Source organism: Pseudoalteromonas sp. Z9A5 (assembly GCF_011378875.1).
Classification (GTDB): domain Bacteria; phylum Pseudomonadota; class Gammaproteobacteria; order Enterobacterales; family Alteromonadaceae; genus Pseudoalteromonas.
Genome location: NZ_WTLC01000009.1, coordinates 54437 through 71230, shown reverse-complemented (window position 1 = coordinate 71230; position 16794 = coordinate 54437). Strand labels below are relative to the sequence as shown.

Sequence of the window (16794 nt, the reverse complement as noted above, 5' to 3'; positions counted from 1 at the left end):
CGACTTGAGTACTAAAACTCGCCTTGAAACCATTTAGTAATGCGGTTCCACCAATTATTGTTGTCCTCTGCTTTCGATTTTTGTGCATTCATCGTTCGCATAGTACGCCCGTATTGTAACAAACCAACAACGGTTGCGTACGAGGGATCATCTACGTAGTCCGTTAAACCAACTATCCCGATTGGTTTACCTATTCTTACTGGCATTTGGAAAATGTCTTCAGCCACTTCCATCGCACCAGTCATTTTAGCTGTCCCGCCAGTAATAACGAGACCTGCTGCAATTTGATCCTCTAAACCTGAACGACGAATTTCTTCCATCGCTAGTTCAAATAATTCTCTAAAGCGAGGCTCTACAACCTCTGATAATGTGTGACGAGACATAAGTCGTGCTGGACGTCCGCCTACACTTGGCACTTCAATTGTGTCTTCACTACTGGCCATTTGGCTACTAGCACATGCGTATTGTACTTTGAGTGACTCTGCATGTGATATAGGTGTACGAAATATTTTTGCAATATCACCAGTAACTTGATTGCCCGCTACAGGTATTACAGCTGAGTGACGAAGTGCACCATTAATATAAATGGTGATATCCATTGTACCGCCACCAATATCAAGTACCGCTACACCTAATTCTTTTTCATCTGCAGTAAGCACTGAATAACATGAAGCTAACGCAGTAAAAATAAGCTGGTCTACTTCTAAGCCACAACGCTCTACGCATTTTTCGATATTTTTAGCCATATCGTTTGAACACGTAATAATGTGTGCACGTGCTTCCATTCGAACACCGCTCATGCCTAGTGGGTTTTTAATCCCTTCTTGCATATCAATGCTGTATTCTTGTGGTAATGCATGCAGCATTTTTCGCTCAGCCGAAATAGGCACAGAGCGCGCAATATGAATCACATTTTCAATGTCTTCGTCAGTTACTTCAGTGTTGTTAATTGCCACCACACCACTTTCGTTTTGACATTGTATATGCTTGCCAGAAATACCAAGGTACACAGAGCTAATACGACAGTCAGCCATTAATTCGGCTTCGTCTATTGCTCGGCGAATAGATTCCGACACTAAGTTTAAATCGTTAACGCCACCTTTATCCATACCATGGGATACTTGGCTACCCACACCAACAATGCTGAGCTTGTTATCTGCGGTGATTTCACCTACCGTGGCAACCACTTTCGAGGTACCAACGTCTAATCCAATCACGAGGTTTCTTTCTGCTGACTTAGTCATGCCTTACTCTTATTTTGTAATTGTTCTTCTTGCACTGGCTTAAAGCTCACTGCAAGGCCGGTATCATACCGTAAATCGATTGTATCTACTTGTGCATCTGCACGTTGTTCCATTCGTGGGTAAACGTCTATAAAACGTTGTACACGCTTGGCTTTATCTTTGCGCCCTAAATTTAAACGCACTCCGCTATCTAACCACAACTGCCACGAGAAACGCTCTGATAACGCTAAACTCTTTAATTTTAAAGAGTTTACCTTAAGCATTTCATCAAACTGTTTAAAGGCAACCCATGCTTCTTCTTCGCTGCCTTCAGGTCCAAATAACTGAGGTAAATCATCACTCAACTTATCGCTACTCGCTTGAAAAGCTTCACCACTTTGATTAAGCAATAAATCACTATTCCAATGCGCAACTACTTCATGTTCAACCACATATACTTGTATTGTATCGGGCCACTGTTTACGTACCGAAACCGTAGCAACCCAAGGTAAATCTTGTACAAGTTGCTGCACGTGCTTTACGTCTAATTCAAAAAAACTACTTAAGTCTGCTTTTTTTATAGCTTTTATTATTGCAGTTTCATCTGTGTACTTTGGGTTTCCTTGCACCGTTAAATGCTTTATTTGGGCATCTTTATTTTCTACTAACCAATCAGACACACCCGTGGTTATTTGTACCAAACTAATAACGACAACCAGAAAAAAACTGACCCCAAAAATCAGCGACCAATTTAGTTGCTGTTTGATTTGTAGCGCTTTTTCTAAAAGGGGATGCATATTAAAGCGTTTGCTCCAAAATGCGAACAACTAATTGCTCAAAACTTGCCCCATTTGCTTTTGCCGCCATAGGCACTAGCGATTTCTCAGTCATTCCTGGCACTGTATTTACCTCTAACAGGTAAAAGTTGCCTTCCTCGTCTTGCATTGCATCTACCCGACCCCAGCCACTTGCACCTACAAGGTCAAATGCATCAAGCGATATTGCTTGTAAATACTTGGTATCTTGCTCTGATAAATTAGCAGGGCAATGATATTGCGTTGTACTTGACTGATACTTAGCTTGGTAATCGTAAAAACCATTTGGTGTCGTCATTTCAATCACAGGCTGTACATCGTCACCTAACACAGTGACAGTAAATTCTCTGCCTGTAATCCATTGTTCAACAAGTACTTGGCTATCAAACTTAAATGCATTAACAAGTGCATCTTCAAGTTCTTGTGCTGTACTTGCTTGTGCCATGCCTATACTTGAACCTTCGTGCGATGGCTTAACCATTACTTTTTTAAATTTATTCATTATCGCGGTTGCATCAAAACCTTTTTTGGCATCAACTACCGCGTAAGGTGCGGTACTCAAGCCCGCTGATTTAAATAGATGCTTACAGCGAATTTTATCCATAGCAAGTGCCGAACCTAATACGTTACTGCCTGTATAAGGTAGGTTCATAAATTCAAGTGCACCTTGTACCGTACCGTCTTCGCCACCACGACCATGCAGAGCAATAAACACACGCTCTACATTTAACTCTTTTAATTCCCATAAAGAACGACTTTGTGGATCAAACGCAATCGCGTCAACACCGCAATTTTGCAGTGCATTTAGAACAGCCTGACCAGATTTTAATGACACTTCACGCTCTGCTGAGTTTCCACCTAGCAACACCGCTACTTTTCCAAATTGTGCATTTGCCTGAGTCATACTTCACCTTGTTTAAGTTTTTCTATCGACATACCCGTTGCAGCTAAAGCTTTTACTAATTGCCCTATATTACCTGCACCTTGGGTTAATACTAAATCATTATTTTGCAAACAGTCAGCCAACACACCTGCAAGCTCTGAACTTGAAGCTACATGTAACGGCTCTTTACCACGTTGGCGTAAGCTACGGCATAGGCTTTTGCTATCTGCACCTACAATTGGCTCTTCACCAGCGCTATACACATCAAGTAATAATAACTGATCAACATCAGCTAATACTTTTACAAAGTCTTCATACAAATCGCGAGTACGCGTAAACCGATGTGGTTGATAAACCATTACTAAGCGCTTATCGGGCCAGCCTTCACGTACTGCTGCAATTGTTGCAGCTACTTCTGATGGATGATGACCATAATCGTCAACCAACATAATGTTGCCACGTTCGTTTTCAAAGTCACCGTAATGCTGAAAACGTCGACCGATCCCTTCAAACTTTTGCAACGCTTCTAAAATTGCATAGTTAGCAATATTTTGATCTTTTGCAACGGCAATAGCAGCGGTTGCATTAAGTGCATTGTGCCTACCTGGCATGTTCAAGGTTGCCGTTAAGCTCTCGCCTTGTTTGTTAGTAACCGTAAACTTACACGTATTAGCCGATTGGCTAAAATCGCTCATGCGATAGTCTGCATCACTCGCCTCACCGTAAGTAATTACAGGGCGACCAAAACGAGGAATTAAATCTTTAGCAACTTCAGAGTCAATGCATACAACGGCTAAACCATAAAACGGTAAGTTATGAATAAAATCCACGTAAGTGTCTTTCATTTTCTCAAGGCTACCGCCATAGGTTTCCATGTGATCTTCTTCAATGTTTGTGATCACCGATACCATTGGTTGTAAATGTAAAAACGACGCATCACTTTCATCAGCTTCTGCTATTAAAAAGTCGCTTTTACCAACTTTGGCATTACTACCTGCGCTATTTAGCAAACCGCCAATAATAAATGTTGGATCGAGCCCTGCTTGCCCATAAATACTCGCAATTAAACTTGTTGTTGTTGTTTTCCCATGCGTACCCGCAATAGCTATACCGTGTCGAAAACGCATAAGCTCAGCTAGCATTTCTGCACGGCGTACAACGGGAACTCTTGCTGCTTTAGCGGCAATAATTTCAGGGTTTGTTTCGTCAATAGCACTTGAAACAACAACCACGTTGGCATCTTTTACATTATTTTCATGATGACCAATAAATACTTCTGCGCCCGCTTTAATTAAGCGCTCAGTCATTGCACTGTGAGCAATGTCTGAACCTGTAATACGGTAGCCTTCAAAAGCGAGTACTTCAGCAATACCGCCCATACCCGCACCACCAATACCAATAAAATGGATAGTCTCGATTCGACGCATTGCAGGTCGTGTGTGTTTTTCTTGTACTGACGTTTGTTTCACTTACACTCTCTTATTTGATACTTGCTCACAGTGCGCAGCTACGCTTGCTGTGGCATCTAAAATGGCTTGTTTTTTAGCATTAGCAGCCATTTCAGTGATTAATGAAGGTTGGGCTAAATATGGGCTTAAAAGTTCAACTATTGATTGTTTATTGAACTGCCCTTGTGGCATTAACAATGCACCATTAGCCATCACTAAATATTGTGCATTTGCTGTTTGATGATCGTCCACCGCATGAGGAAATGGTACAAAAACAGCCATTTTTCCTGCAGCGGCAATTTCGCTAACCGTTAATGCGCCTGCGCGACAAATTACAATGTCAGCCCAACTATAAGCGGCGTCCATATCATCAATAAATTCTGCTGCTTTTATACCTGCATCAGCAAACTCATGCGCTTTATAAGCCGCTTCTACAGAGTCTAAGTGCCCTTTACCTGTTTGGTGCCACACACTTATTGGCGTGGTATTACCAAGTACTTTAAATGCTTCTGGTAACGTTTGATTAAGCACTTGTGCGCCAAGCGAACCACCAACCACTAAAATATTGATAGGGCTTGATACATCGCGCTTAACTATATCAATAACGCTTTGGCGAACCGGATTACCTACTAGCTCAGCTTGTCCCTTTGCAAACGCGCTAGGAAAAGCAGCTAATACTCGATTAGCAAACTTAGCAAGCCATTTGTTACTCATACCGGCAACTGCATTTTGCTCATGAATAACCAATGGAATACCCAAACTTTTAGCAGCAATACCTGTTGGACCAGTAACATAACCGCCCATTGCAAGTACTACATCTGGTTGCTGTTCTTTCAATACCTTACGCGCTTGCAATATTGCATTAAGTACCATGAATGGGGCTTTAATAAGGCGCTTTAAACCGTTGCCACGAACGCCTTTAACATTAATAAAATCAATATCAATATTATGCTTAGGAACAACTGTCGCTTCCATTCTATCGGGCGTGCCAATCCAGCTAACTTGCCAGCCTTGCTGCTTTAAATAATCAGCCACTGCAATGCCTGGGAAAATATGTCCGCCGGTACCACCAGCCACTACTACTAATTTTTTACTCATCGTTTACCTCCGCGTGAGGTGGCTTGTTTGGTTGCCATTTTGGTTTCAAAATCTACGCGCAATAAAATACCGGTGGCTATTGTCATTATTAATAGGCTTGATCCACCATAAGAAATAAACGGCAGCGTTAACCCTTTTGTTGGCAATATACCTGCACTTGCGCCTACATTAACCATGGTTTGAAACGCAAACCAAATACCAATGGCAAACGCAAAGTAACCTTCGTATTCTTTGCCACATTTAAGTGCTTGTTGCCCAATTAATAATGCCCTAAACACTAAAGTGCCTAGTACAACTAAAATACTTACTACGCCGATTAAGCCAAGCTCTTCGCCTATTACAGCAAAAATAAAGTCATTATGCGCCTCTGGTAAATATTGGAGCTTTTGCACACTGTTACCTAAGCCTTGACCAAACCAACCGCCTTGGCTGTACGCCATTAACGATTGTACTAATTGATAGCCTTTGCCAAAGGGATCATCCCAGGGATCTAAAAAGCCAACAACACGCGCCATTCGATACGGTTCAACAATTATAAGTAATACAACCAAACCAATGCCGGTTAGGATAAGTACAAAAAACTGCCATAGCTTAGCGCCTGCCAAAAACAATAAACCAACGGTTGTTACAAACATAACAACCACGGTGCCTAAGTCTGGCTGTAATAAAATAAGCAGTGCGTACACAGCAAAAACAGCAATTGGCTTTGCAAACCCTTTAATATTTTCTTGTACTTCTTCGCGCTTTCTAACTAAGTAGCCCGCTATATAACTAAAAAAGTATAACTTAGCGGCTTCAGCCACCTGAAATCCAACCGGTCCAATGGGGATCCATCGTTTTGCACCATTAACCTCTCTACCAATAATTAATACTGCTATTAACAGCACCATTCCTAATATTAGTAAATAAGGATTTGACCGTTTCCACCAATCCATTGGTACACAAACAGTGATCCAAAAAAGTACAAAAGCCATCGCTAAAAACATGCTATGACGAATTGTTATGTGGTAAGGGTCATTAAACAATCGCTCAGCTGTCGGCATTGATGCACTGGTTACCATTATAAAACCAACACCAATTAGCATTATTACGCAGTACAACAGCGGTACATCGTATAGCTGCCCAGAAGGCTTAGGTGTTAATGCATCTTTAATATCGGCAAAAGCAATCATAATTGCTCCGCCATAACACACTCAACAAAATGCTCACCACGCTGCATATAATTGTTGTACATATCAATACTCGCGCAAGCCGGTGCCAATAAAACAATATTACCATTACGGCTAAGTACTTTAGCCAAAGTAACGGCTTCTTCCATATTATTAGTTAAGTAGCTTTTATTAGTAATTGCAGCTAGCTCATTTGCATCTTTACCAAAACAAATTAGCGCTTTAACATGTTGTTTTATGTAAGGCTTAAGGGCATTTAAATCAGCACCTTTAGAATCTCCACCCGCAATAACAATAAGATTCTCACCGTCACTTGCTAAACTATCTATTGCTGCAATAGTTGCCCCAACATTAGTCGCTTTTGAATCGTTAAAATACTTAACGCCATTTTGCTCAGCTACAAATTGACAACGATGAGCCAAGCCATTAAATTGACTTAACGCGTTTTTATATTGCTTTTTATTTACTTCAAACGGGCTTAAAAGTGCCATTACTGCAAGCGCATTTAAATAATTGTGCTTACCCACTACCGCCAATGTACTCACAGCTAAAAAAGCTTCGCCTTTAACAATAAAATGAGTTTCACCATTGTGTGGCGCTAAATGGTAATCACCATGTTGAGCACCAAAGCTAACTTGAGGTGTTACACCGCTATTAATTGGGTATGTTTGTATATCGTCGGTATTTACAACAATAAGCTCTGCAGAGTTATAAATACTTAGTTTTGAGTCAATATAAGCCTGGTAACTATCGTATCGATCAAGGTGATCCTCCGACACATTAAGTACAGTCGCACTAATTGGCTTTAAGCTCGTGGTGGTATCTAGCTGAAAACTTGATAACTCAAGTACATACACATCAAAATCATCACTAAGTAAATCAAGTACCGCAGTGCCAATATTTCCACCTAATGCAACTTTGTAACCGGCTTCTTTTAGTACTTCATAAGCAAGTGTAACTACGGTTGATTTACCATTAGAGCCCGTTACTGCAACTACAGGTTTGGTGTTTATACGTGCAAATAATTCAACATCACCAATAACTTCAACACCGCTATTAATTGCGTGCGCAATAGCCGGTATTTTTAAGCTAAGCCCCGGACTTACAATAATTATATCGCTTGAGCTAAGTGCTGCGTCATCTAAATTACCAAAGTGCGTATTTAGCATTGGTGCATGCTCTTTTAGCCAATCAATCCCTGGTGGGTTTGCTCGGCTATCAACTACTTTGGGTGTAAAGCCTTGAGATAATAAAAAACGCACAATGCCCAGACCGGTTACACCGAGTCCGAGCACTGTTATTTGTTTGCTTTTTATCTCGTTTAAATACTGCATTTATCGAATCTTTAATGTCGCAAGGCCAGCAAGTACTAGCACAATAGAAATAATCCAAAAACGCACAATAACACGCGGCTCTGGCCAACCTTTTAATTCGTAATGATGATGGATTGGTGCCATTCTAAAAATTCGTTGCCCTCGCAGTTTATACGAACCAACTTGTAAAATTACCGACAATGCTTCCATAACAAACACACCGCCCATAATAATAAGCAGTAATTCTTGGCGAACTAACACAGCAATAATACCTAATGCACCACCAAGGGCTAATGAGCCTACATCGCCCATAAACACTTGGGCTGGGTAAGTGTTAAACCATAAAAAGCCAAGCCCGGCACCAACAATAGCAGTACACACAACTACAAGCTCACTCGCTAGTGGTAAATGCGGAATATGTAAGTAAGCTGAAAAGTTAATATTACCCGTTAAATACGCAATAATAGCCAGTGCAGAAGCCACTAAAATAGTGGGTACAATTGCAAGTCCATCTAGTCCATCTGTTAAATTTACAGCATTAGAAGTACCTACTATCGCAAAATACGTAAGTACTATGTAAAACAAACCTAATTGCGGTAATACATCTTTAAAAAATGGTACAACTAACGATGTTTCAGAAGCTTGTGCGCTGGTAAAGTACAATGCAGTAGCCACAACTAGCGCAATTACCGATTGCCAAAAGTACTTCCACTTAGCAATTAAACCTTTAGGGTCTTTACGAATAACTTTACGGTAGTCATCAACAAAACCAACAATACCTAACGAGCCAATTACAAACAGTGTTGCCCATACATACTTATTCGATAAATCAGCCCACAGTAATGTACTGGTAAAAATAGCCGCTAAAATAAGTAAGCCACCCATAGTCGGTGTACCTGACTTAGATAGATGCGATTGTGGACCGTCATCACGAACTGTTTGACCTATTTGCATACGCTGCAAGCCACGGATTAATTTAGGACCTAAATAAAGAGACATAACCAACGCAGTTAAAATACCTAAAATAGCACGGAGCGTTAAATACGAAAAAACATGAAAACCACTAAAATATTGTGTTAAATACTCAGCCAGCCAAACTAACATTATGATACTCCATTGATGGCTTGTTGCTGGCCATTAACTAAATCTGTTACTAATAATTCCATGCGAGAACTACGCGATCCTTTCACTACTATCGTTGTTTTTTTATTCACTTCATTAATACTCGTTTGTATTCTTTGTTGCATTTGCTCTCGACTCGAGAAATGGCGATTAGGTATTTCAAATACATCACTAGCATATTTACTCAATACACCTAACGTAAATAGCTCATCAATACCTTTTTGCAGTGCATATTCACCTACTTCTTGATGATATTTACGTGCATCTTCACCGAGCTCTCCCATGTCTCCGAGTGCTAAAATACGATGACCCTGCATATCGCTTAACAAATCAATAGCTGCCTTTACCGACTTAACATTGGCATTGTATGTATCATCAACTACGGTAAGTAAATCAGATACTTCAATTAAATTTACACGACCTTTTACATCTCCCATAGTGGCAAGTGCATTGGCTATGTCTTCAAGAGTTACATCAAACTCGCTAGTTAATGCGGCTGCAATAAGCGCGTTACCAATATTATGTTTACCAGGCAATGCTAAAGTAACAGGGACCTGCTTATCTTTAGTACAAAGCGTAAAGCTTGCGCGAGCGTTGGCATCAAGTGTTATATCTTCTGCCCAAATATCGAGTTTTTCGGTTGTTGAAAAGCGCTTAACATCACGCCCTTTAAGTTTATCTAACCAATATTGACTAAATTCACTGTCACAATTAACAATGGCGACACCATCGCCTTTAAGACCATCAAAAATCTCACCTTTTGCTTTCGCGACCCCCATCAAACTACCAAAACCCTCTAAGTGGGCTGCAGCTACATTACATACTACCGCTACATCTGGCTTTGTCATTGCTGTGGTATATGCTATTTCGCCTAAGTGGTTTGCGCCAAGCTCAATAACAGCAAAGCGATGTTGTGGCTCTAAGCGTAACAATGTTAGTGGCACGCCAATATCGTTATTAAAATTGCCTTTAGTAGCAAGTACATCACCGTGCACCGATAAAATTGCCGCACACATTTCTTTTACCGTGGTTTTGCCTACACTTCCTGTAATGGCAATTGTTTTAGGCGCAACTTGCGCCATAACTGCTGTGCCAATTACACCTAGTGCAATACGCGTATCGCTAACTATAAATTGTGGAATATCTACATCTACTTTATGCTGAACAATAACGCCAATAGCGCCCTTTTGTTTAGCCTCTGCTATAAATTTGTGACCATCAAAATTTGGTCCTTTAAGCGCTAAAAACACTTCGCCTTCGCATACTGTGCGAGTATCAGTATTTATATTTAGCACTTGTTGATTATCACCTTGATAATCGGTTGCTAGCACATTGGCTAACCAATCAAAATCCATTGGGATCATGCTTGAGTCCCTCTTACTGCTTTTTTTAGTTGTTCTTGTATATAACGGCGATCACAAAAATCGATGCGCTTATCGCCTATTATTTGATAATCTTCGTGACCTTTACCTGCAATCAAAATCACATCATCTGCCGTTGCATTTTCAATGGCGTAGCTAATTGCTGTGGCTCTATCTGCTTCTAAATGCGCTTTTTCAGGATGTGTTAAACCGCCAGCTACATCAGCAATAATATCATTCGGGTTTTCTGAGCGAGGGTTATCACTTGTGATAATTATTTTATTCGCATTTTGCTCTGCGGCTTGTGCCATTAATGCCCGTTTACCTTTATCTCTGTCGCCACCACAACCAAACACACAACTAACTCCACCTGGCACATGTTGCTGCAATGCTTGTAATGCAAGTGCAAGTGCATCTGGAGTGTGTGCGTAATCAACAACACACGTTGGCATATTTGCTTGGCTAAATGATTGCATTCGCCCAGCAACTGGTTGTAATTGCGCGCAACCAGCAATTAACTGCTCAAGCGAATAACCTAAACCTAATAATGTGGCAATAGCCGCAGTCAGGTTGTATAAGTTAAATTCCCCAAACAATGGAGATTTGATTGCAACATCACCCCAGCTTGTAGTTAATTGCGCCGAAATACCTTCACTTGAATATTTAACGTCAGAAAAATATACAAATTTCGCATTTTTAGGAGGCAGGCTTTTACGCCCGTAACAAATAAGGTTCTCAAAATCATATTTTTCAAGCCATTGCTCAGCTTGAGAATCGTCTTGATTGAGTACTACAACCTCTGGCTCAAAATCACGAAACAGCATTAGTTTAGCGTCACCATAACTTGCCATATCACCGTGGTAATCTAAGTGATCGCGAGAAAGGTTTGTAAATACAGCGGCTTTAAATTCACACTTTGCAACACGGTGCTGCACTAAACCATGGGATGATACTTCCATCGCCACTAGTTTTTTATGTTGCGAGCTTAAGTCACTTAAAATGTGTTGTAAGTCGACCGTAGAAGGTGTGGTATTAATAAGCGGAATTAGGCTATCGGGATGCCCATAACCTAGTGTGCCAATAATAGCTGATTCAGTACTACAAAATTGCGCCAAATGGGCAATCATTGCAGTGGTCGTCGATTTACCATTAGTTCCAGTTACACCAATTAAATCAATATTCCGACTTGGTTGATTGTAAAAACGACTAGCCAATTCTGGCAGTTTTTTATCAAGCTCTGTTACTAAAAACAGTGGTTCAAAATTTGTTTCAAACTCACATAATCTATCAGCTATGATAGCTATTGCGCCATTTTCAATTGCTTTGGCAATAAAGTGCCCGCCATCTAATTCATGACCTTTAATTGCAACAAATACATCGCCAGGGGTTACTTCACGGCTATCTAGACGCAAATGCTTAACCTGTTGCGAGGGTGCATCTATTTCGATGTATTTTAAAATATCCTTTAAATCACGCATCGTTATCTTTACCTTTTACGTACGCAACCTCTTCCTTGTCTGGCGCTACGTTTAATATTCTTAATGCGTTAGAGATGATTTCTGCAAATGCAGGTCCCGCAGTGGCACCTCCATAGTACACATCACCGCCTGGCTCATTAATCATAACTACCACTGCTAAACGAGGATTACTCGCCGGTGCTACACCTGCAAAATAACCTACGTATTCATCACCATAACCACCAGCAACAGCTTTTTTAGAAGTACCTGTTTTGCCCGCTGCACGGTAACCATCAACTTTTATATTTCGTGCAGTACCGTCTTTTTCAAACACACTTTCCATCATGCTTACTACGGCTTCTACGTCTTTTTGCTTAAAAATGCGTTCGCCTTCAGGCACACTATCTTGTTTTAAAATAGTCAAAGGGCGATTAACTCCACCTGCACCTAACATGGTATAAAAACGTGCCATTTGAGCAGTACTTACCGAAATAGCATACCCGAACGATAAGGTCGCAATTTCAAAGTCAGACCAACGACGGTTTGGATAAAATAATCCACTACTTTCGCCCACCATGCCCGTACCTGTGTCACTTCCAAATCCTACTTTTTGATATAAACCGACTAAGTAGTCTTTAGGTACAAGTTGCGTCACTTTCGCAACACCCATGTTTGAGGAATACTTTAATATTTCACGTAAGGTTAGTTCGCCATGGTTACGAGTATCTCGTACTAGGCTTCCGCCTAAACGCATCCAACCTGGGTAGGTATCAATTGTGTCATCTGCTTTAATTGCGCCGTAGTCTAGCCCAGCTAAAATGGCTAGTGGCTTAACAGTTGAGCCTGGTTCAAACAAATCGGTAATTGCGCGATTACGGCGCTTGTGAGGAGCTGCATCATTTAAATTATTAGGGTTAAATGATGGGCTATTAACCATTGCAAGTACTTCACCAGTTTTAACATCAACCACCATGGCCGATCCCGATGTCGCTTTATAAGTAAGTACAGCAGATTTTACTGCTTTGTAAGCAATACCCTGAATACGTTGATCAATACTAAGCTGAATACTTTCGGGCTCTACACGCTCACGTTCATCGAGTACTTCTACCTCACGCCCTTGTGCATCTTTACGAATAGTACGACGGCCTTCTTCGCCCGTTAATGCATTTTCATAAAGCTTTTCAATGCCTTCTATTCCTTTGCCATCAATATTGGTAAAGCCAATAACATGCGCAGTAACTTCACCAGCAGGGTAATAACGTTTAGATTCATCTAATAAGTGAATACCCGGTAAGCGCAAATCAGCAATGTAATTTGCGACGGCAGGTGTAACTTGGCGTTTTAAATACACAAAACGACGAGTAGGATCATCTAAAAGTCGAGTATTTATTTTTTTAGGATCAGTGCGTAAAACATCGGCAAGTTCACGCCAACGTAGATCATTTTTATAATAAAGCGCAGTGCGTTTATCAAGCTCAACTGCGTTTTCAGCTAAAGACACTTGATCTTCGCCATCTTTGCGCGCTTGTTTAACCACTTTAGAAACAAGTGACTTACGCAATGCTTTAGGATCAGCATACACACTTACTACAGGTACACTAACAGCAAGTTCTTTACCGTTGCGGTCAAAAATCATTCCGCGTTGCACATGAAGTTTTTCGACACGTACAGTTCGCTTGTCACTCTCCGAACGCGCCTTATCTGGTTCAATTACTTGTAAGTAAGCAGCTCGAGATACCAGTGTTACAAACACCATAAACACAACGCCACACACCAACATAAAGCGCCATGTGATTAAATTATTTGCTGGTTTTTTGCCTCGAGTTCTCATTGTAATACTATTACCTGTTCATCTTGGCTTGTTGGCCGTTTCATTTTTAGCTGCGATATAGCCACTTCTTCAATGCGCGCATGCTGCGAATAAAATTCTTCTTCAACTAATAAATAACGCCACTCTAAATCAAGCTCATCACGCTCTTCTAATAACGTGTCTTGCTCAATTAGCTGCCCACGAGCAAGATGAGTTGTTTGTACAACCGTTAAACTTGAAGCGAATATCACAACCAACAAAACCGAGGTAAGCTTGTTAGCTCCCAGGCCTTTAATTATTTCAAAGAATAAATTGGGTGGTTGACGATGATTCGCTTTATTACTCATCCAAGCCTCTGTGCAATCCTAAGTACTGAACTACGAGAACGTGGATTACGCTGAACTTCTGCAGCACTTGGTTTAATTGCTTTACCCACTGCTTTTAACGTCAAATTTTTATTTATTTGTGCATCAGTTAAAGGTAAACCTCTAGGTAAAATCTCTCCCCGACTCTGTTTTCTAATAAATTGTTTTACGATACGGTCTTCTAATGAGTGGAACGAAATAACCACTAAACGCCCACCTGGCTTTAGTACTTTAACTGCGGACTGCAATGCAGTTTGAATCTCTTCGAGCTCGCTGTTTATGTAAATACGAATAGCCTGAAAGGTACGTGTAGCTGGATGTTTAAATTTATCTTTTACTGGTACCGCTTCGTCAACTAAATCAGCAAGCTGCTTTGTAGTTGTGATTGGTGTGTGTTCACGTATTTCGAGTACTTTATGCGCAATACGTTTGCCAAACTTTTCTTCGCCCAGCTTTTTAATAACATGGGTTATATCATCTAGTTCAGCTTCGGCTAACCATTGTGCTGCACTGCGACCCGAAGTAGGATCCATGCGCATATCAAGTGGGCCATCTTTCATAAAGCTAAAACCACGTTCGGCATCATCAAGTTGTGGCGACGACACACCAATGTCTAATAAAATACCATCTACTTTGCCAATGAGATCGTTTTGCTCTGCTACTTCGTAAAGTTTTGAAAAGCGAGAGTGTGCAATTGCAAAACGCGGGTCATCAGCAAACTTTTCAGCTGATTGAATAGCTTGTGGATCCTGATCTATTGCTTGCAGGCGTCCTTCGTCACCAAGGCGCGCTAAAATTTGGCCTGAATGACCACCACGTCCAAAAGTGCCATCCATGTATATGCCGTCTGGCTTAATTGCAAGGGCATCTATGGTCTCGTCCATCAAAACGGATACGTGTTCAAATTGCGCTGTCATTAGCTATTATTTGCCTTTTTATTGTGCTGTTAGTTAAAGTGTAAAGTTATCTAAAATTGGGTTTGGCTCAAAAGCACCAAGTCTTTCTAGCTCAGTATCTTGACGCATCTGTTCGCTCCAACGCGCCTCGTCCCATATTTCAAATTTATTCATCAAACCAACCAGCATGATTTTTTTGCCAAGTTCTGCATGTGCGCGCAATGAAGGCGCTAACAAAATTCGACCATTTTTATCAAGTTGATATTCAGTAGCATTCCCGAGCAACATACGCTGCATTCGACGGGCTCGTGGATCCATATTAGAAATTTTAGCTAAGCGATTCTCTATTTCTTGCCACTCAGCTAGTGGATATAACCATAAACAGGGCTCATTTAATGCAACGGTACAGATCACTGTTCCCTGATCTTCAGATAACAAGGATTCTCGGTACTTAGTGGGTACCGCAAAGCGTCCTTTATCATCCAAACTCAGCGAACTTGCGCCACGAAACATAAAAAGCCTATTTTAAAATTATTTTAATCAACATTCGATTAATTTGATCCAATTTGATCCACTAAAAACCACTTTTCACCACAGTGCTCCAGTTTATGGCTTGACAAGCCTTTTTGTCAAGTAAGCTGACCAGCTTTAACAAGTCCCAAAGCTAGAAAAAATAAGGGTTTAAGCAAAGCGATTGAATTACGTGGGAAAAAGTGGAATAACAACGCAGAAAAAACTTTTCTCGCTTTTGATAACTTCTTGTTTACAAGCTCTGCTTACTGAATAAACAGTGAATATTTATAAATTTTTAACCCTTTTTCACTATTTTGTAAAATTTACCCAGATAGGTAGTAATAGTTACGATTTATTTTTAATTACAAAATATAAAAAACGGGAAGTAAAAATAAAAACTAATATAATCAATAAACTAAAATTAAAAACATATTTGGATCAGTCATTGCATATCTAAAATCACTATTTAAATATTTTAATTTATTAAGGATTGATTATGGCTACTGCAACAAATACTAAATCGACTGTACCTACAGATGCGAAGTCTGAGATTAAGCAAACAAATAGTGAAGCACCTTTGACCGATAAGGCCACATCAGCTGCACACGATGCAGTGGATGCTCTATCTGGAAAAGCTGCAACAGCAGAAAGTAGTATGAGAAAAGGGGCGTCTAGTTCAGCTGAAGCATTAAGCGAAAAGCAACTTATTGCTCGTGAAAAGCTAAGTGAGTGTACAGCAAAAACACGCGCCTTTGCCTCTGAAAATCCATTAGCAACTGCAGGTATCGCCTTTGCTGCGGGCATGCTTATTACATCGTTATTTCGCCGTAAGTAACTTGTGATGGATAACTCGCAAACAAACGCAACCAAGGATGGTAACGCGCAAAACCAAACCACTGATCATGAAAGCCAAAAGGACGATTGGCAAGATCACATTGCAAAGCTTTTAGAATATTCAAAGCAACTCAAGGACGATTACCAAACTCAAGGAAAGATCACCCACCAGCTTGCTAAAGCTGAATGGAGGTTATCGCTTAGATCGCTTGCATTGATCACCATATTTTTGGGCTGTTTTGCCAGTGGTTTAGTTTTGTTGTGGGCGGGAGTTTTAGGTGCTGTTGGATATGGTATATACGATTTATTTGGATCGGTATGGCTTGGTATCGCAACAGCCACTTTATTGCAAGTCGCTTGCTTAGCATGGCTTTGGAAAAACACTGTTTATTTAAGTAACAAGATTGGTTTTAGTAAAACGCTAAAAAGCTTAAAGCAGCTACTTAATTTGTGAGAAGACTTGGATCTGTTGACCTCCCATGATTAA

Annotated in this window: 16 protein-coding genes; 2 read left to right on the top strand and 14 right to left on the bottom strand. The window is 40.6% G+C overall.

Annotated features, from left to right (window positions below; translation table 11 throughout):
- Positions 1-11: 11 nt before the first annotated feature.
- Genes ftsA through mraZ form a run of 14 tightly spaced genes read right to left on the bottom strand, consistent with a single transcriptional unit; the run spans position 12 to position 15473 of the window.
- The gene (gene ftsA, locus GQR56_RS06795) at positions 12-1244 is read right to left on the bottom strand and encodes a cell division protein FtsA (RefSeq protein WP_024612672.1); all 1233 of its coding nucleotides are present in this window, start codon (positions 1242-1244) and stop codon (positions 12-14) included.
- Positions 1241-2020, bottom strand: a complete 780-nt coding sequence (locus GQR56_RS06790) for a cell division protein FtsQ/DivIB (RefSeq protein ID WP_024612671.1) — start codon at positions 2018-2020, stop codon at positions 1241-1243. Before GQR56_RS06790 ends, ftsA begins: the two co-directional genes overlap by 4 nt.
- 1 nt (position 2021) lies before the next feature.
- Positions 2022-2942, bottom strand: a complete 921-nt coding sequence (locus GQR56_RS06785; protein ID WP_024612670.1) for a D-alanine--D-alanine ligase — start codon at positions 2940-2942, stop codon at positions 2022-2024.
- A complete protein-coding gene (murC, locus tag GQR56_RS06780) occupies positions 2939-4390 on the bottom strand; it encodes a UDP-N-acetylmuramate--L-alanine ligase (RefSeq protein ID WP_166109687.1) in 1452 nt (483 codons plus the stop codon). Before murC ends, GQR56_RS06785 begins: the two co-directional genes overlap by 4 nt.
- Positions 4391-5467 (bottom strand): undecaprenyldiphospho-muramoylpentapeptide beta-N-acetylglucosaminyltransferase, encoded by a 1077-nt coding sequence (murG, locus tag GQR56_RS06775; RefSeq protein WP_166109684.1) that lies wholly within the window; start codon positions 5465-5467, stop codon positions 4391-4393. It lies immediately after the preceding gene.
- Positions 5464-6639, bottom strand: a complete 1176-nt coding sequence (gene ftsW / locus GQR56_RS06770) for a cell division protein FtsW (RefSeq protein WP_024612667.1) — start codon at positions 6637-6639, stop codon at positions 5464-5466. The genes murG and ftsW overlap by 4 nt, the downstream gene beginning before the upstream one ends.
- Positions 6636-7970, bottom strand: a complete 1335-nt coding sequence (gene murD / locus GQR56_RS06765) for a UDP-N-acetylmuramoyl-L-alanine--D-glutamate ligase (protein WP_166109681.1) — start codon at positions 7968-7970, stop codon at positions 6636-6638. Before murD ends, ftsW begins: the two co-directional genes overlap by 4 nt.
- Positions 7971-9053, bottom strand: a complete 1083-nt coding sequence (gene mraY, locus GQR56_RS06760) for a phospho-N-acetylmuramoyl-pentapeptide-transferase (protein WP_024612666.1) — start codon at positions 9051-9053, stop codon at positions 7971-7973.
- The gene (murF, locus tag GQR56_RS06755; RefSeq protein ID WP_166109678.1) at positions 9053-10435 is read right to left on the bottom strand and encodes a UDP-N-acetylmuramoyl-tripeptide--D-alanyl-D-alanine ligase; all 1383 of its coding nucleotides are present in this window, start codon (positions 10433-10435) and stop codon (positions 9053-9055) included. Before murF ends, mraY begins: the two co-directional genes overlap by 1 nt.
- Entirely contained in the window at positions 10432-11910 is a 1479-nt protein-coding gene (gene murE / locus GQR56_RS06750) for a UDP-N-acetylmuramoyl-L-alanyl-D-glutamate--2,6-diaminopimelate ligase (protein WP_024612664.1), read from the bottom strand. Before murE ends, murF begins: the two co-directional genes overlap by 4 nt.
- The gene (locus tag GQR56_RS06745; RefSeq protein ID WP_024612663.1) at positions 11903-13720 is read right to left on the bottom strand and encodes a penicillin-binding transpeptidase domain-containing protein; all 1818 of its coding nucleotides are present in this window, start codon (positions 13718-13720) and stop codon (positions 11903-11905) included. The genes murE and GQR56_RS06745 overlap by 8 nt, the downstream gene beginning before the upstream one ends.
- A complete protein-coding gene (gene ftsL, locus GQR56_RS06740; RefSeq protein WP_024612662.1) occupies positions 13717-14046 on the bottom strand; it encodes a cell division protein FtsL in 330 nt (109 codons plus the stop codon). The genes GQR56_RS06745 and ftsL overlap by 4 nt, the downstream gene beginning before the upstream one ends.
- Positions 14043-14981, bottom strand: a complete 939-nt coding sequence (gene rsmH / locus GQR56_RS06735; RefSeq protein ID WP_024612661.1) for a 16S rRNA (cytosine(1402)-N(4))-methyltransferase RsmH — start codon at positions 14979-14981, stop codon at positions 14043-14045. Before rsmH ends, ftsL begins: the two co-directional genes overlap by 4 nt.
- A gap of 33 nt (positions 14982-15014) precedes the next feature.
- Positions 15015-15473: a division/cell wall cluster transcriptional repressor MraZ gene (mraZ, locus tag GQR56_RS06730; RefSeq protein WP_166109675.1), complete on the bottom strand. Its 459-nt coding sequence runs from the start codon at positions 15471-15473 to the stop codon at positions 15015-15017.
- 496 nt (positions 15474-15969) lie between these two features.
- Here mraZ and GQR56_RS06725 point away from each other — a divergent pair, with 496 nt between their 5' ends.
- Together GQR56_RS06725 and GQR56_RS06720 are read left to right on the top strand one after the other, a co-directional pair.
- The gene (locus tag GQR56_RS06725) at positions 15970-16308 is read left to right on the top strand and encodes a hypothetical protein (protein ID WP_024612659.1); all 339 of its coding nucleotides are present in this window, start codon (positions 15970-15972) and stop codon (positions 16306-16308) included.
- A gap of 6 nt (positions 16309-16314) precedes the next feature.
- A complete protein-coding gene (locus GQR56_RS06720; protein ID WP_166109672.1) occupies positions 16315-16761 on the top strand; it encodes a threonine/serine exporter in 447 nt (148 codons plus the stop codon).
- The last annotated feature ends 33 nt before the right edge of the window (positions 16762-16794 follow it).

Bases quoted from the DNA above. Each gene is read 5' to 3' on its own strand.
- ftsW (WP_024612667.1), bottom strand. From the start codon at position 6,639: ATGATTGCTTTTGCCGATATTAAAGATGCATTAACACCTAAGCCTTCT.
- GQR56_RS06790 (WP_024612671.1), bottom strand. From the start codon at position 2,020: ATGCATCCCCTTTTAGAAAAAGCGCTACAAATCAAACAGCAACTAAAT.
- GQR56_RS06785 (WP_024612670.1), bottom strand. From the start codon at position 2,942: ATGACTCAGGCAAATGCACAATTTGGAAAAGTAGCGGTGTTGCTAGGT.
- mraY (WP_024612666.1), bottom strand. From the start codon at position 9,053: ATGTTAGTTTGGCTGGCTGAGTATTTAACACAATATTTTAGTGGTTTT.
- GQR56_RS06720 (WP_166109672.1), top strand. From the start codon at position 16,315: ATGGATAACTCGCAAACAAACGCAACCAAGGATGGTAACGCGCAAAAC.
- GQR56_RS06745 (WP_024612663.1), bottom strand. From the start codon at position 13,720: ATGAGAACTCGAGGCAAAAAACCAGCAAATAATTTAATCACATGGCGC.
- GQR56_RS06725 (WP_024612659.1), top strand. From the start codon at position 15,970: ATGGCTACTGCAACAAATACTAAATCGACTGTACCTACAGATGCGAAG.
- murG (WP_166109684.1), bottom strand. From the start codon at position 5,467: ATGAGTAAAAAATTAGTAGTAGTGGCTGGTGGTACCGGCGGACATATT.
- mraZ (WP_166109675.1), bottom strand. From the start codon at position 15,473: ATGTTTCGTGGCGCAAGTTCGCTGAGTTTGGATGATAAAGGACGCTTT.
- ftsA (WP_024612672.1), bottom strand. From the start codon at position 1,244: ATGACTAAGTCAGCAGAAAGAAACCTCGTGATTGGATTAGACGTTGGT.
- murF (WP_166109678.1), bottom strand. From the start codon at position 10,435: ATGATCCCAATGGATTTTGATTGGTTAGCCAATGTGCTAGCAACCGAT.
- murE (WP_024612664.1), bottom strand. From the start codon at position 11,910: ATGCGTGATTTAAAGGATATTTTAAAATACATCGAAATAGATGCACCC.
- rsmH (WP_024612661.1), bottom strand. From the start codon at position 14,981: ATGACAGCGCAATTTGAACACGTATCCGTTTTGATGGACGAGACCATA.
- murD (WP_166109681.1), bottom strand. From the start codon at position 7,970: ATGCAGTATTTAAACGAGATAAAAAGCAAACAAATAACAGTGCTCGGA.
- ftsL (WP_024612662.1), bottom strand. From the start codon at position 14,046: ATGAGTAATAAAGCGAATCATCGTCAACCACCCAATTTATTCTTTGAA.